Origin of the sequence: Oceanimonas marisflavi, from assembly GCF_003049725.1 — a bacterium.
In the GTDB taxonomy this organism is placed as follows: domain Bacteria; phylum Pseudomonadota; class Gammaproteobacteria; order Enterobacterales; family Aeromonadaceae; genus Oceanimonas; species Oceanimonas marisflavi.
This window is the reverse complement of sequence record NZ_QAGM01000001.1, coordinates 133,874-148,899: the sequence shown is the minus strand read 5'-3', so window position 1 is coordinate 148,899 and position 15,026 is coordinate 133,874. Positions and strand designations below refer to the sequence as shown.

The 15,026-nt window shown below is 60.5% G+C and carries 11 protein-coding genes; 10 read left to right on the top strand and 1 reads right to left on the bottom strand.

Annotated features, from left to right (window positions below; all coding sequences use genetic code 11):
• From DA373_RS00640 to DA373_RS00620, 5 genes are all read left to right on the top strand, one after another.
• Window positions 1–386, top strand: a 386-nt coding sequence (locus DA373_RS00640; protein WP_114692575.1) for an isochorismatase family protein, incomplete at its 5' end; no start/stop codon positions are given.
• Window positions 387–465: 79 nt separating this feature from the next.
• Window positions 466–2,559: a hydantoinase/oxoprolinase family protein gene (locus DA373_RS00635; RefSeq protein WP_107850428.1), complete on the top strand. Its 2,094-nt coding sequence runs from the start codon at window positions 466–468 to the stop codon at window positions 2,557–2,559.
• Between the two features lie 14 nt (window positions 2,560–2,573).
• Window positions 2,574–4,340, top strand: a complete 1,767-nt coding sequence (locus DA373_RS00630; protein WP_198650191.1) for a hydantoinase B/oxoprolinase family protein — start codon at window positions 2,574–2,576, stop codon at window positions 4,338–4,340.
• 86 nt (window positions 4,341–4,426) lie between these two features.
• The gene (locus DA373_RS00625; protein WP_107850426.1) at window positions 4,427–5,914 is read left to right on the top strand and encodes an NCS1 family transporter; all 1,488 of its coding nucleotides are present in this window, start codon (window positions 4,427–4,429) and stop codon (window positions 5,912–5,914) included.
• Window positions 5,915–6,081: 167 nt separating this feature from the next.
• Entirely contained in the window at window positions 6,082–7,293 is a 1,212-nt protein-coding gene (locus DA373_RS00620; protein ID WP_107850425.1) for a beta-ketoacyl synthase N-terminal-like domain-containing protein, read from the top strand.
• 2 nt (window positions 7,294–7,295) lie between these two features.
• On the opposite strand, the gene DA373_RS00615 is transcribed toward DA373_RS00620, so the two are convergent.
• A complete protein-coding gene (locus DA373_RS00615) occupies window positions 7,296–8,201 on the bottom strand; it encodes a LysR family transcriptional regulator (protein ID WP_107850424.1) in 906 nt (301 codons plus the stop codon).
• A 397-nt stretch (window positions 8,202–8,598) separates the two neighbouring features.
• Between DA373_RS00615 and clrA the strand changes: the two genes are divergently transcribed.
• The 5 genes from clrA to DA373_RS00590 are packed head-to-tail and all read left to right on the top strand — an operon-like array spanning window position 8,599 to window position 15,021.
• On the top strand, window positions 8,599–11,367 hold the full coding sequence (clrA, locus tag DA373_RS16405) for a chlorate reductase subunit alpha (protein ID WP_232821156.1): 2,769 nt from the start codon (window positions 8,599–8,601) through the stop codon (window positions 11,365–11,367).
• Between the two features lie 12 nt (window positions 11,368–11,379).
• On the top strand, window positions 11,380–12,360 hold the full coding sequence (clrB, locus tag DA373_RS00605; protein ID WP_107850423.1) for a chlorate reductase subunit beta: 981 nt from the start codon (window positions 11,380–11,382) through the stop codon (window positions 12,358–12,360).
• Between the two features lie 16 nt (window positions 12,361–12,376).
• The gene (locus DA373_RS00600) at window positions 12,377–13,096 is read left to right on the top strand and encodes a molecular chaperone TorD family protein (RefSeq protein ID WP_107850422.1); all 720 of its coding nucleotides are present in this window, start codon (window positions 12,377–12,379) and stop codon (window positions 13,094–13,096) included.
• Window positions 13,097–13,109: 13 nt separating this feature from the next.
• Entirely contained in the window at window positions 13,110–13,889 is a 780-nt protein-coding gene (locus DA373_RS00595) for an ethylbenzene dehydrogenase-related protein (protein WP_107850421.1), read from the top strand.
• Between the two features lie 22 nt (window positions 13,890–13,911).
• Window positions 13,912–15,021: an Mrp/NBP35 family ATP-binding protein gene (locus tag DA373_RS00590; protein ID WP_107850420.1), complete on the top strand. Its 1,110-nt coding sequence runs from the start codon at window positions 13,912–13,914 to the stop codon at window positions 15,019–15,021.
• Window positions 15,022–15,026 lie beyond the last annotated feature (5 nt).

Sequence of the window (15,026 nt, the reverse complement as noted above, 5' to 3'; positions counted from 1 at the left end):
GGCACAACAAGATCCCGGTGGACTTCTGCGCTCAGGACAACGAAGAGTTGTGGGCCATTGACGACCGTATTGCCCCCATTGAAGGCGAACAGGTGCTCATCAAGAAGCACGCCAGCTCCTTCCAGGGCACCTATCTGGCCGGCTTCCTGCGCGCCGCCGGGGTCGACACCGTGCTGGTGACCGGCGTGACCGCCTCCGCCTGTGTGCGCACCACCATCTGTGACGCCATGGCCGAAGGCTTCCGCCCCATCGCGGTGAAGGAGTGTATCGGTGACCGTATTCCCGGCGCCGTGGCCTGGAACCTGTTCGACATCGACGCCAAGTTCGGCGACGTGGAAACCGTCGATACCTGCGTGGACTACCTGAACAAGCTCGAAAAGCAGTAATATCACCCTCGGCTCGGTGGAAGGCGGAGCCGTATAAAACGCCTTCCACCAGCTCCTTAATGGATTGAAGGAGAAGCAAATGGCACGTATCGGTGTAGATGTAGGCGGTACCAATACCGACCTGATACTGGAAACCACGGAAAGGGATTCAATTGGTAAGGGTATCTTTGAACACAAGGTGCCCAGCACCACGGAAGATCAGTCCATTGCGGTGATGCAGGGCATACTGGAGATCTGCGACAAGGCCGGACTCGACAAGAACGAAATCGACCTTATCGTGCATGGCACTACCGTGGCCACCAATATCTCCATTGAAAAGAACGGCGCCGAAGTGGGCATGCTCACCACCAAGGGGTTCAGGGATATTCTTCATATCGGCCGCCACAAGCGCCCCCATAATTTCTCTCTGCACTTCGACGCCCCCTGGCAGTCTTCCCCTCTGGTCAAACGCCGCAACCGCATTCCCATCAATGAACGCATACTGCCGCCTCATGGCACGGTGGAAACCGCCCTGGACGAGCAGGAAGTACGGGACGCCGTGGCCACCCTCAAGGCCCGGGGCGTGCAGGCGGTGATCATCGGTTTTCTCTATTCCTTCCTGAACCGGGAGCATGAGCTGAAGGCCAAGGAAATCGTGCAGGAAATGATGCCCGGCGCCTTTGTCTGCTGCTCCAGCGAAGTGGTGGACGTGATGCGCGAATACGAGCGCTTCTCCACCACCGCCATGAACGCCTATGTGGGCCCCAGCACCTCCAGTTACCTCACTCATCTTTCCAGCCAGCTGCGGGAGCACGGCATTGACGCCGATTTGCGCATCATGCAGTCCAATGGCGGCGTGGCCACGGTGGAAAGCTGCTGCGAGCGCCCGGTGAACATTCTGATGTCGGGCCCCGCCGGCGGCGTGATCGGCGGTCACCACTTCGCCCAGCTCGACGGCGAGCAGAACATCATTACCGTGGATATCGGCGGCACCTCGGCAGACATTTCCACCCTGTCCGACGGCGGCATCAAGATCATGAACCCGCGGGATTCCTACGTGGCCGGCTATCCGGTGATGGTGCCGATGATCGATCTGATCACCATAGGGGCGGGGGGCGGCTCCATTGCCTATATCGACGAGGCCGGTGGCTTTCAGGTGGGGCCACGTTCGGCGGGCTCCAATCCCGGCCCGGCCTGTTACAACCGGGGCGGCACCGAGCCCACGGTGACCGACGCCAATATCGTGCTGGGCCGGCTGGATCCGGACCGCATGCTCGGGGGCGATCTCAACCTGGATCCGGCGCTGTCCGAGCAGGCCATTCGGGAAAAAATCGCCGAGCCCCTCGGCATGAGCGTCAAGGACGCCGCTCTGGGTATTCTCAAGATCGTCAACAACAACATGGCTCTGGCCATTCGCTCCAACTCGGTGGCCCGGGGCGTGGATCCCCGCGACTTTGTGCTGATGCCCTTTGGCGGCGCCGGTCCGGTGCATGGCCCGGCCCTGGCGGCGGAAGTGAACGCCAAGGCGGTATTTGTGCCGCCGGCGCCGGGCATTACCGCTGCCGCCGGCCTGCTGACCACCAACCTGCAGTACGAAGCCACCCGCTCCATGCTGTGCGATCTCAACACCATTTCCGACGACAGCCTGGAACGGCTGCAGCACAACCTGTCGCTGCTGGAAACCGAGATCATGCAAAAACTGCGGGACGACGGCGTCGAGCCGGAGAACATGAGCCTTACCCGGCTGGCGGAATGCCGCTATTACGGCCAGGGCTTTGAGCTCAGGGCCACCATTCCCGCCGGCGATGTGACCCGCGACGGTGTGCAGCAGGTGATTGACGCCTTCCACCAGGCTCACGAGGCGGATTATGGCTATTGCTTCCAGGGGGCGGTGGTGGAGCTGGTGACCCTGCGGGTGATTGGTAACGCCGAGTCCCGCAAGCTGGAGTGGCCATTGAGCGAAGAGGCTGGCCCGGACGATCTGGACAAGGCCTTCCTCTATGAGCGCACCACCGTGTTTGACGACGGTCAGGAGTGTGTGACCCCCCGCTATGACCGCAAGGCCCTCAAGGCCGGACAGCGAGTGCCGGGGCCGGCGCTGCTGGTGCAGCGGGATTCCACATCACTGGTGCCGCCCGGATGGCAGGCCCGGATTTCCCGCCATGGCAATCTCTTTATTTCCAAGGACGCGTAAGAAGGATGAATGACATGAACCAGACACAGGTCGATCCCATTACCCTGCAGGTCATCAACGGTGCCCTGAAAACCATTGCCGAAGAAATGGGCCACATCCTTTACCGCATGTCCTTTTCTTCCATTATTCGGGAGTCCCAGGATCTGGGGGCGGGGCTGTTTGACACCAACTTTCAGACCATCTGCGAGTCGGAGTCCACGCCCATGCACATCGGCTCCATTCCCGCCTACCTGCGCGGGGTGGAGCAGACCCTGCAGGGCGGGGAGTGGCATGAAGGGGACGTGGTGCTCCACAACCATCCCTATTACGGCTCCAGCCACTCACCGGATCTGGCGGTGATTATTCCGGTGTTTTACGAGGGCGAGCTGGTGGGCTTTTCCGGCAATACCGCCCACCATATCGACATTGGCGCCGCCACGCCTGGGCTGATCATCGACGTGGGCGATGTCTATGCCGAGGGCATGCTGCTGGCGGGCATCAAGCTCTATGAAAAGGGCGTGCGCAACGAGGCTCTGGCCCAGATGATCACCCAGAACAGCCGGGCCTCCACCCAGCTGCTGCGGGACATCGACGCCCAGGTGGCCTCGGCCCAGCTCGGGGTCAAGCGCTTCAAGGAGTTGCTGGACCGCTACGGCAAAAGCACCACCTTTGCCGCCGTGGATCAGCTTATCGACTACTCCGAGAGCATACTGCGCCAGAAAATCCGCGAGGTACCCAACGGTGAATACCGGGCTGAAGGCTTTCTCGACGATGACGGCCGTAACCGGGACGAGCGGCTGCCGGTGGTGGTGACGGTCAAGGTGGAAGACGACAGCATTACCGTGGATCTCACCGGCTCGGCACCCCAGACCCCCACCGCCTACAACGTGCCCTTTGAGGGCTCGTGCAAGGTGGCCGCCTACGCCGCCTTTCGCAAGCTGCTGCTCGACACCCACACCATGGATGTGCCGGTGCCGTCCAACGAGGGCTCGTTCCGTCCCATCAAGGTGGTGGCGCCGAAAGGCTCCATCTTTAACCCGGTATTTCCGGCGGCGGCCGAGGCCCGCTTTACCCAGTGCAACCGCATGATAGACCTTATCATCAAGGCACTGGCGCCGGTCATGCCGGATCGGGTGATCGCCGGCAGCTCCGCCTCCATCTCCTTTGCTTCCTATTCCGGGGTCAAGGACGACGGCGACTACTGGGTGTTCCTGGAAGTGAACGAGGGCGCTTACGGCGGCCGGCCTCACTCAGACGGACCCGACTGCATCGACAACCTGATGGCCAATACCCGCAACAACCCCATTGAGGATCTGGGCATGCACCTGCCGATGATCTGCGACCGTTACGAGCTACGCGACGATGTGATGCCCGGGGCGGGCAAGTACCGGGGCGGCATTGGCGTGGTCAAGGCGCAGCGGGTGCTGACGCCGGGCTTTATCACCCACGAGAGCGAGCGTCATTTCGACGTGCCCTGGGGCCTGTTCGGCGGTACCGACGGCGCTGTGGGCAAGACCGAGATCTACAACCAGGCCACGCCGGAGATAGTGACCCGGATGCACTCCAAGTTTTCCGGCCATGCCACTCGGGCCGGGGACGTGATGGCCTATTACTCCCCCTGCGGTGGTGGCTACGGCAACCCCCTGGAGCGGCCGGCGGAGCAGGTGCGGGAAGACGTACTCGACGATTTCTGTACCCGGGAGCATGCCTTTGAGGTGTATGGCGTGGTGCTGGACGAGGCCCTTGAGCTCGATATGGTGGCCACCCTGGATCGCCGGGAGCTGCTCGCCAGCGCCGGCTGAAAAATAACATCGTCATTGAGGACAGCTTTGCTCGGGGCGGGTTATCCGCCCCTTTTTTTGTCTGAAATATGGCTAAGGAAAGTAATATGAATGCAAATGAGCAAGTGATTACTTCGCCCGACACGACGGCCGGGCAACACACCAATCACCTGATGGAGTCATCGATTCTGCCGGTCAGCCAGCGGCGCAGAACCATAGGCGCCTGGGGCTTTGTGTGGATCTGGGTGGGCATTGCGGTGATCATCGCTACCTTTCAGCTGGGCGCCAACGGCGTGACCGGCCTGCCTCTGTGGCAGGTGATCCTGACCATACTGATCGCCAACGTGATCCTGGCGTCACTAATGACCCTGACCGCCGATATCGGCACCGAGCATGGTTTGTCGTTTTCGGTGTATCTGCGGGCGCCGTTCGGGGTGTACGGCACCCATATTCCCTCGATTTTTCGCGGCCTGATTGCGGCGGTCTGGTTTGGCATTCAGACCTACCTGGGGGCCCTGGCGCTGAACGGCATTGTGGAATACCTGATCGGGTTTTCCAGCTGGCCGCTGTGGTATCTGGTGTTTGCCCTGGTGCAGGTGGCCAACACCGCGCTGGGCATCAAGTCGGTGGAGCGGCTGGCGGCCATTGCCGCGCCGGCGATACTGGCGATTTCGGTATGGATGTATTTTACCCTGGACGTGCTGGCCCGGACGCAAGGCATCAATATCTGGACCTTTGTGGGCGAGGCCGACGTGTCCATTCTGACCCTGTTTCTGGCCAATGTGGCCTTCTGGTCGACCCTGGCCATCGACATTCCCAATATCACCCGTTTTGTCAAAACGCGGGCGGGCGCCCGGGGCTTTATGGCGCGCAACCGCAATATTTTGCTGGCCCAGCTGGTAGCGCTGCCGGTGACCCAGGCCTGGATTGCGCTGATCGGTGCCGTGTCCTTTATCGCCGCCGGCGACTGGAATCCGATCACCGTGATTCAGGGGCAGAGCGAGGGGATCAGCCTGATTGTGCTGCTGGTGCTGGTGATCCTGGCGCAGTGGTCCACCAATAATGCCGCCAATCTGATTCCGGCGTCTCTGGCCTTTGTCAATGCCGGTGCCCCTTATATTAAATATCCGGTGGCGGTGTTTATTGCCGGTGTGGTGGGCACGCTGTCCATGCCCTGGGCCATACTGGATAATCTGTTTGCGTTTTTGTTTTCTTACGGATCATTCCTTTCGGCCATTGGCGGTATCATGATTGCCGACTATTTTATTTTGCGGAACCGGCGGCTGAATGTGCCCGAGTTGTATTCCACCCAAGGGCAGTTCCGTTATTACAAGGGGGTAAATCCGGCGGGACTGATCGCCTGGCTGGGGGCGGGGGGACTGGCGTTTTACTCCGGCGCCTGGGCCTTTGTGGTGGGGCTGTTTGCGGGCATGTTTATTTACTGGCTGCTGATGAAAGCCTGGATATTGCGTTATTATCCGCAAAAGGATATTGATAATAAAAGCAGTGATCATTATCTTGGAACCAGCTGCGCCATTCACTGGCACTACAACAAAAGCCTGAATGCTTTTCAGCGGATCAAGTTCGATAAATAATAAGCGTTTCACTCCTGTCTGTACCTTTGGGCAAGTTTTCTTGCCCTTTTTTATTATTTACATTTCATGTTTTATTGATGTTTATATTCAATCAATGTCGCCAATCCGGCGTGTTACTGTTAACCCGACAATAACAAACCACCAGATACAGTGCAGAGGTGAGCAGCATGCGTCGAGTTGTAGTGACAGGAATGGGAATAGTTTCAAGCCTTGGTAACAGCCTGGAAGCGGTGACCTCGTCACTGCTAAACGGCTATTCTGGCATCGATATCAATCCGGCCTACCGGGAAGCGGGCCTGCGCAGCCATGTGTCGGGCATGCTGGATGCGGACTTCAGCCGCATTAACCGCAAGCACCGGCGTTTTATGGGGGATGCCGCCGCCTATGCCTATCTGGCCATGCAGGACGCCATTACCGACGCCGGCCTGGAACAGGAGCAGGTGACCAGTGTGCGCACCGGCTGTGTGATGGGCTCCGGGGGCGGCTCCAGCCGCGACATAGTGGAAGCCAACCAGCTGCTGGCCAGTGGCGGAGTGAAAAAGGTCGGCCCTTACCGGGTGCCGCGCACCATGACCAGCACGGTGTCGGCCTGTATCGCCAGCTTCTTCAATATTCGCGGCCTTAACTATTCCATTGCCTCGGCTTGCGCCACCAGTGCGCACTGCATTGGTCATGCTTTTGAGCAAATTCAGTTCGGCAAGCAGGATATCGTCTTTGCCGGCGGCGCCGAGGCGGAAGACGTGAGCCAGAGCTGCATGTTTGACGCCATGGGTGCCTTTTCCACCGGTTATAACGAAGATCCCACCCGGGCCAGCCGGCCCTACGACAAGCACAGAGACGGCTTTGTGATCAGCGGGGGAGCCGGCGTGCTGGTGCTGGAAGAGCGGGAGCACGCCCTGGCCCGGGGGGCGCGTATCTATGGTGAAATCGTCGGTTACGGCACCTCTTCCGACGGCCAGGACATGGTGTCGCCCTCGGGGGAAGGGGCGCTCAGGGCCATGCAGCTGGCGCTGGCAAGCTGCACGCAGCCGGTGGATTACCTCAATACTCACGGCACCAGCACCCAGGCCGGGGATCTGGTGGAAATCGACGCGGCCCGGGACGCCTTTGGCGGCAAACTGCCGCCGTTCAGCTCCACCAAGGCCCTGAGCGGTCACGCCCTGGGTGCGGCGGGTGTGCACGAGGCCATTTACTGCCTGCTGATGATGCGAGACAACTTCCTGGCTGCTTCGCACCATATTGAACAGCTGGACGATTCGCTCAAGGACTCGCCCATTCTGCTCAATACCCTCACGGACGAGCCGGTAAACTGTGTGATGTCCAACAGCTTTGGCTTTGGCGGCGCCAATGCCAGCCTGGTGTTTGCCCGCGCCGGTTAAGATCAGGCGGGCAGGGGCTCGTCCTGCAGGTGGCGAATAAAATGGGCGAAACTGGGGCTGATAAAGGCGCTGTTCCAGGCGGCCACGGTTTCCACCCTGTGCTCAATGCCTTCAAGCGGGATCAAATGAATATCCCTGCGGGTGAACTTGTAGACACATTCGGTATACACAGATATCCCCATATTGGCGGCCACCAGTCCGAAAATGCCCGTGCTGGTGGTGGCTTCCTGCACGATATTGGGGGTAAAGCCCGCCTGCTGGCAGTTTTTTAAAAAACGGCTGCGAAATGCCTTCCAGCTGTTGTCTGCTCCCAGAATAAACTTTTCGTTTTTCAGATCTTCCAGCCGCAGGCTGCTGCGACCGGCCAGCGGATGGCGCAGGGGCAGCACTACTAGCAACTCTTCCACCGCGCAGGACAGGGTCTCGATCCCTGGTGCGTTGAGCGGACCAATCATAAAGCCCGCATCTATGCTGCAGTCCTGCAGGGCCCTGTGCTGCTCGTGAGACGGCATATGGGTCAGCTCAATGGAGATATTGGGGTACTTTTCCTTGAACCGTTCAATGATGTCGGGCAATACGCCGTTGATGGAAAAATCGTTATAGGCGATGGAAATATGACCAATGTCGCCCTGAGAGGCGGCCTGGGCCAGATGCACGCCCCGTTCCAGCACCCGCAGACCTTCCTTGCACTCGGCCAGAAACAGCCGGCCGGCTTCGGTCAGCGCCACCTGGCGGGTGGTGCGGGCCAGCAGCTCGGTTCCCACCGCTTCTTCCAGTCCCTTGATCAGCCGGCTCAATGCCGGCTGGGTAATAAACAGGCTGTCCGCCGCCTTTTTGAAATGCAATGACTCGGCCACGGCCATAAAGGCCTTGATATGGCGTAGATCGAATCTGAAATTAATGCTCACGCTGCAACTTCCCTTGCGTTGTTGATTCGGGGTTAACCCTTTCTTTCCTGAAAGGACAGTCATGACCATAAAGACTGCGCGAATGGCTGTAAAGCGGCCGGATCACACCGGTGCTGAATAACACAGCACCTGACCCGAGAAAGAGCAGCCAGCAGCCAGGATAAACCTGAGGAAAACACTGGGTTTTAAGCATAAAAGCCGCCGTTAATGAGTATTCTTAACGTTTACTTGAAGTTTCATCCGGCTGCTTTGGTTGATCTGCATCAACCGAAAGCGAACTAAAGCGCTTTTGGGCGAATTACCGAATGACCCTATTTTAAGTCTGGTGTTATGTTCCGCGGCGACACCAAAAGCGCCCCGTCGGATCAGGTTCAGCCGGGGCCCAGGAGGACAGCAAATGCAATTGTCTAAACTCAAGCGCCGTGATTTTCTCAAGGGACTGGGCCTTACCGGGGCCGGCCTTGTGATGAGCAGTAAAAGCTGGGCGCTTAACCGTCTGGAGCCTGTCTCCGACACCCTCGCCACCGAATACCCCTACCGCAGCTGGGAAGACCTCTACCGCAAGGAATGGGACTGGGATTACATCGGCCATGCCGCCCACTGCATCAACTGCATGGGCAACTGCGCCTGGAACGTCTACGTAAAAGACGGTCTGGTGGTGCGTGAAGAGCAGATCGCCAAATATCCTCAGGTTAATCCGAATGTCCCCGATGCCAACCCCCGGGGTTGCCAGAAGGGCGCCATTCACTCCACCGCCATGTATGAAGCCGATCGGCTGCGCTACCCGCTGAAGCGGGCCGGCGAGCGGGGTGAGGGCAAGTGGCAGCGCATTTCCTGGGATCAGGCCACCGAGGAAATCGCTGACAAGATCATCGATATTTTCGTCAAGTACGGTCCCGGCAAGCTCAAGACCCACCAGGGATCGGGCAACCAGACCATGGTGCGTCACGCCGGTCCCAACCGTTTTTCGTCCCTGGTGGGCGGCATTCAGCTCGACGGCTTCACCGTGGTGGGGGATCTCAACACCGGCGCCCATCTGACCTACGGCAATCCGCTGGAGAGTTTCACCTCCGACGCCTGGTTTGATGCCGACTACATTCTGATGGGCATGATCAACCCCAATGCCACCCGTATTCCCGATGCCCACTACATCTGGGAAGCCAAATACAACGGCGCGCGCATCACCAGCACCGCCCCCGATCACAACACCAGTGCGGTGCACACCGACCTGTGGATGCCCATCAATCAGGGCTCGGATCCCTTCCTGGCGATGTCGTTCGTGAACGTCATCATCGAGGAAAAACTGTTCAAGCCCGAGTTTATGAAGGAGCAGACCGATCTGCCCATGCTGGTGCGCCTGGACAACGGCAAGCTGCTGCGCGAGGCGGATCTTGAAGAAGGCGGCTCCGATGAGGTGTTCTACCACTGGGATCTGAATACCAGTCAGGCGGTGAAGGCCAAGGGCTCCATGGGCAGTGACGACAAGACCCTGAAGCTGGGCAATGTCGATCCGGCCATTGAAGGCACCTTCAAGGTCGGCAATATCAAAGTGACCACCGTATTTGAGCAGGTGAAACAGGAAGCGGCCAAATACACGCCCGAGTACACCTTCAAGCTCACCAATATTCATCCGGACGTGGTGCGTCAGGAAGCCCGTTATCTGGCCAAGGCCCGCAAGGCCATCGTCATGCTGGGCTACATTACCTCGGGCTACTCCAACTGCATTCATATCGGCCGGGCCTACGGTCTGGCGCTGGCGCTCACCGGCCATGGCGGCCGCACCGGCGGCCTGGATACCTCCTGGGTGGTGTGGAACCATCCGCGCTGGGCCGAGCTGTCCGAGTTCGGCGACAAGAAACCCCGCTACGAGCCGGGCGGCCTGGGCGAGTTTCTGCGCGGTGGCATGATGGCCGGCGCCCGTGAGCACTTTAACAACAAGAAGCTCAAGGAACGGGTCGGCTTCGACCTCGACGATCTGGAAGCCATGATCAAGGAGTCCATCGACGAGGGCTGGATGCCGTATCACGGCGAGATCAAGGGCATGATCTCGGTGGCCGACAATACCTTCCGCCGCAACAAGTTCGCCAACCGCTACCGCGACGAACACCTGCGCCAGGCCAGCGAGCTCTATGTGAACGTGAACGTGCGCATGGACTCCACCGCCGAATGGGCCGACTATGTGCTGCCGGCGGCGGGCCACTACGAGAGCTGGGATCTGCGTACTCAGGGCTATCACCGCTTCTGTAACGTCTTTACCCGCTCGGTGCCCCCGGTGGGCGAGTCCAAGCCCGACTGGGACATCATGGCCCTGCTCACCAAGAAGATTCAGGAGCGCGCCATCGCCCGGGGCATTGGTCCCATTCAGGACGGCGATGTCACCCGGGATCTGCACACCATTCACGACGACTTCACCCGCAACGGCACCCTCAGCACCGACCTCGACGTATTCCGCTATATCGTCGAGAATTCGCCGGAGTTCGGCGGTGTTACCGTCAAAGAGGCGGTGGAGCGCGGCTTTATCGTGATGAACGAGCACGCCGGCACCAACCAGCCGCTCAAGCCCGACGAACCCTACAATCCGTTTACCGCCCAGACCGACGGTAAAAAGCCCTACGACACCCTGACCGGGCGCATCACCTTCTACTGTGATCACCCGCGCTTTATGCAGCTGGGCGCCACCGTGCCCACGGCCCGGCTCTATGCCGGCCCCGAGGCGTCGAACTATCCGCTGCACTTCTATTCCCCCCATGCCCGCTGGGGCGTGCACTCCAACTGGCGCAGCAACAAGTACCTGCTGCGGCTGCAGCGGGGCGAGCCCAACATTTATATCAACCCGGGCCTGGCGGCCGAGCGGGGCATCAAGGACGGCGACCGGGTGCGGTTGTTCAACGGCACCGGCGACTTCTTCGCCCAGGCCAAGTTCTATCCCAGCATTCCGAAGCATTCCATCATGATGGAGCACGGCTGGGAGCCCCATCAGTACATTCACCGCAAGCCCATGAACAACTCCATGGCCACCTTCCTGCAACCGCTGGAACTGGTCGGGGGCTGGGGCCACCTGGGCTTTAAATACTGCATGTGGAACGCCAACCAGCTGCTGCACGAATCCAGCTTCGAGATTGAGCTGGCCAAGCCGGAAGACATCGCCGATCCGCGGACCGTTTAAGAGGAGATTGCCATGGCTGTCAAACGCCAACTCAGCATGGTGCTGGACCTGAACAAATGTATCGGCTGCCAGACCTGTACCTCAGCCTGCAAGCTGATGTGGACCAACCGCAACGGTCGTGAATTCATGTACTGGAACAACGTGGAGTCCCAGCCCGGGCTGGGCTATCCCCGCGATTACCAGAACATGGGCGGCGGTTTCGACAAGGACGGCGCCCTGCGCCTGGGCCGCCAGCCCAGCCAGGAAGACTACGGTATTCCCTGGGAATACAACTACGAAGAAGCGCTGATGACCGGCACCGATCCCTGGCTGCGGCCCAACGTCAAGCCCACCTGGGGCGCCAACTGGGACGAAGATCAGGGCGAGGGGGATTATCCCAACAGCTACTACTTTTATCTGCCGCGGCTGTGCAACCACTGCGCCAACCCGGGTTGTCTGGCGGCCTGTACCCGCAACGCCATCTACAAGCGCCAGGAAGACGGCATTGTGCTGGTGGATCAGGAGCGCTGCCGGGGCTACCGCTACTGCGTGAATGCCTGCCCCTACAAGAAGGTGTATTTCAACGAGCAGATCTCCAAGTCCGAGAAGTGCATCTTCTGCTATCCGCGTATTGAAAAGGGCCTGCCCAATGCCTGTGCCCGTCAGTGTGTCGGCCGTATTCGCTGGGTCGGCTACCGGGACGACAAGGAAGGCCCCATTCACAAGCTGGTAGAGCAATACAAGGTGGCGCTGCCGCTGCACGCCGAGTGGGGTACCCAGCCCAATGTGTTCTATGTGCCGCCGCTGTCGTCGCCCAGATATGAGTCCGATGGCCGTATTGCCGAAGCACCGCGCATTCCGCTGGCCTATCTGGAAAGCCTGTTCGGCCCCCGGGTGGGCGAGGTGCTGGAAACCCTCAAAACCGAGCGTCAGGCCAAGGCCGAAGGCCGCGAAAGCGCCCTGATGGATCTGCTGATCGGCTACAACCACGCCGACATGTTCAAGCTCAGCTGAACGGGGAGGTAACACCATGAACACCAATGTCGCCATTCCCGAGCATGTAAAAGCCCGGGGCACCCTGTTCCGGCTGGCCGCGGCCATGCTCGATTACCCCCTGGCCGAAACCTGGGAGGCCCTGCAACAGGGCCGCCTGGCCGCTGTACTTAACGAGGCCCTGAGCGCCCTGGGCGAGGCGTCCTGGCCCGGGCTGCCGGCAAGCCCCGATCTGCAGGCACTGGAGGTGGGCTATATGGCCACCTTTGTGCACGGCCGGCACGGCAAACCCAGAGTGCCGCTGGTGGCCAGTGCCTACGGGCAGCTGCTGGCCGGCGACACCCCGGGCCGCTATCTGCTCAATGTGCAGGCCTTTTACCGGCACTTTGGCCTAAAGGCGGCTACCGAGGACGAAGGCCATATCGACGAGCCGGATCACCTGGTGACCATGCTCGAATTCTGCGCCCTGCTGTGTCATCTGGAGCAGCAGGCACTGGAAAACGGGCGGGATCCGTCGTCTCCCCGTCGGGCGCTGCGGGACTTTTTGACCCGCTACCTGGTGCCGATGGCCAGCACCCTGCGTGAGCGTTTCAATCACGAGTCCGACCAAGGCCTGGATGCCAACCTGGCCTGTCTGGTGCAGCGACTGCCCGACTGGGCGGAGCGGCAGCAGGCGTTACTGGAAAATCAGGTCGGCCCTTGTCCGCAACCGGGTCAGCGCGCCGCCACCGGTGAGTCCGAAGGCATGTGGGAATAATGAGGAATACAGAATGAAAGCAATGTCGTCCCTTTACCGGGCCATGCTGCTGGGGCTGGCCATCACCAGCACCGGTGCCCTGGCCGATCACAGTGAGATGAACCCCAACGTCACCGAGGTCAAGCCCGGTGACACCGTCAGGGTGGGCCGCATTCCCGGCACCATCTATCTGCGCAGCCAGAACGATCCGGACGATCTGATCTGGGACCGGTTGCCCATGTACCGCGTGGGCCTGTATCCGGCGCCGCCGGTACACCAGTCGGTGAATTTGCGTTTTGAGCAGGACCAGGCCTATGAGGCCAAGCACATGTATTTTCAGGTGGCCCGCTCCGACGAGCGTTTTTACCTGCGGCTGCGCTGGAAGGACGCCACCGAAGACAGGGCCACGACCGTGGATGACTTCCGTGACGGCGTGGCGGTGCAGTTCGCCCTCAAGGGCGCCGACACCTCCTACATGATGGGCTCGGGTCCGGACAAACCGGTCAATATCTGGTACTGGCGTTCCGACCGCGACCAGATTGAGGATCTGGCCGCCGGCGGCTACGGCAGCACCACGCAGTTGCCGGATCAGCTGATTGACGGCGCCAGCGCCTGGGTGGCCGAGGAAATTGAGCAGGACAGCGAATGGCATGTGGTGATGTCCCGGCCGCTCAAGGTCAAGGGCGAACATCAGGTGGACTTGTCCCGCAAGGAGATCCCGGTGGTGTTTGCGGTATGGGAAGGCAGCCAGAACCAGCGTGACGGTGACAAGCGGGTAACCCCCAACTGGATCCTGCTGGACAACAGCCGTTAACACTCAAGGGGAGGAGAACATTATGACGGTAACCCAATTCAATCCGGGCCAGAACGACGAGCTGGCCCTGCGCCCGGCTGACTGCGACCGGGGCCATGCCTGCCAGTTCTGCCCGAAAGAGCCGGAGTGCAAGCTGGACAAGCCTCATCACGAGAAACGGCTGCTGGAGCAGCGCCTCGCCCGGATTGGCCAGATCATTCTGGTGATGGCCAACAAGGGCGGGGTGGGCAAAAGCACGTTGTCCGCCAATCTGGCCGCCGGTCTGGCCTCCCGGGGCTTTCGGGTGGGGGTGGCCGATGCGGATATTCACGGCCCCAACCAGAGCCGTTTTTTCAACCAGGTGGGTCAGCGGGTACGGGTAACCGAGCGCGGCCTCGACACCCTGGAAAGCTTTGGCGATCGCCTGCCGCACCCGGTCAAGGTGGGATCCCTGGCCTTTATGATGCAGCGGGACGATACCCCCATCGTCTGGCGGGATGCCTACAAGCACGACTTTATGCATCACCTGATCGGCTCCTTTGACTGGGGTCCGCTGGATTTTCTGGTGGTGGACATGCCCCCGGGCACCGGCAACGAGCTGATCACCCTGACCGATCTGCTGGAGCAGCAGGCGGTGGCGGCGGTGATCGCCACTACCCCCCAGCAGGTGGCGCTGATGGACAGTCTCAAGGCCATTCGTTTCTGTCAGGAGCGGGGCCTGCCGCTGATCGGCGTGGTGGAAAACATGGCCGGGGTCACCTGTCCTCATTGCGGTGGCGAGTTTCAGCTGTTCCCCAGAGCCCATCTGGCCGAGGCGCTGGCGGAGATGGAGGTGGAGTCGCTGGCCAGCATTCCGCTGTCGCCGCTGCTGGCCACCGCGTCCGACTCGGGGGCCCCGGTCACCATGGATCAGCCCGACAGCCCGGAAGCGCGAGCCTTTGCTCCCGCCGTGGAGGCCTGCATCGAGCATGCCCGCCAGCAAAGCCGGCAGGCGGCCACCGAGGAGCTGCAGGCACTGGTCACTGCAGACGACGACGATCTGGAAGCGCTGCTCAGCGATCTGCCCGAGCAGGACAGAGAGCAGGCCCGGCGCGACCTGGAAGCACTGCTGGCCGGCGAGCACGCCCGGCTCAACCCTGACGCTAACCACTGATACGA

Coding starts and splice junctions, on each gene's coding strand:
- DA373_RS00635 (WP_107850428.1), top strand. CDS start 466: ATGGCACGTATCGGTGTAGATGTAGGCGGTACCAATACCGACCTGATA.
- DA373_RS00630 (WP_198650191.1), top strand. CDS start 2,574: ATGAACCAGACACAGGTCGATCCCATTACCCTGCAGGTCATCAACGGT.
- DA373_RS00625 (WP_107850426.1), top strand. CDS start 4,427: ATGAATGCAAATGAGCAAGTGATTACTTCGCCCGACACGACGGCCGGG.
- DA373_RS00620 (WP_107850425.1), top strand. CDS start 6,082: ATGCGTCGAGTTGTAGTGACAGGAATGGGAATAGTTTCAAGCCTTGGT.
- clrA (WP_232821156.1), top strand. CDS start 8,599: ATGCAATTGTCTAAACTCAAGCGCCGTGATTTTCTCAAGGGACTGGGC.
- clrB (WP_107850423.1), top strand. CDS start 11,380: ATGGCTGTCAAACGCCAACTCAGCATGGTGCTGGACCTGAACAAATGT.
- DA373_RS00600 (WP_107850422.1), top strand. CDS start 12,377: ATGAACACCAATGTCGCCATTCCCGAGCATGTAAAAGCCCGGGGCACC.
- DA373_RS00595 (WP_107850421.1), top strand. CDS start 13,110: ATGAAAGCAATGTCGTCCCTTTACCGGGCCATGCTGCTGGGGCTGGCC.
- DA373_RS00590 (WP_107850420.1), top strand. CDS start 13,912: ATGACGGTAACCCAATTCAATCCGGGCCAGAACGACGAGCTGGCCCTG.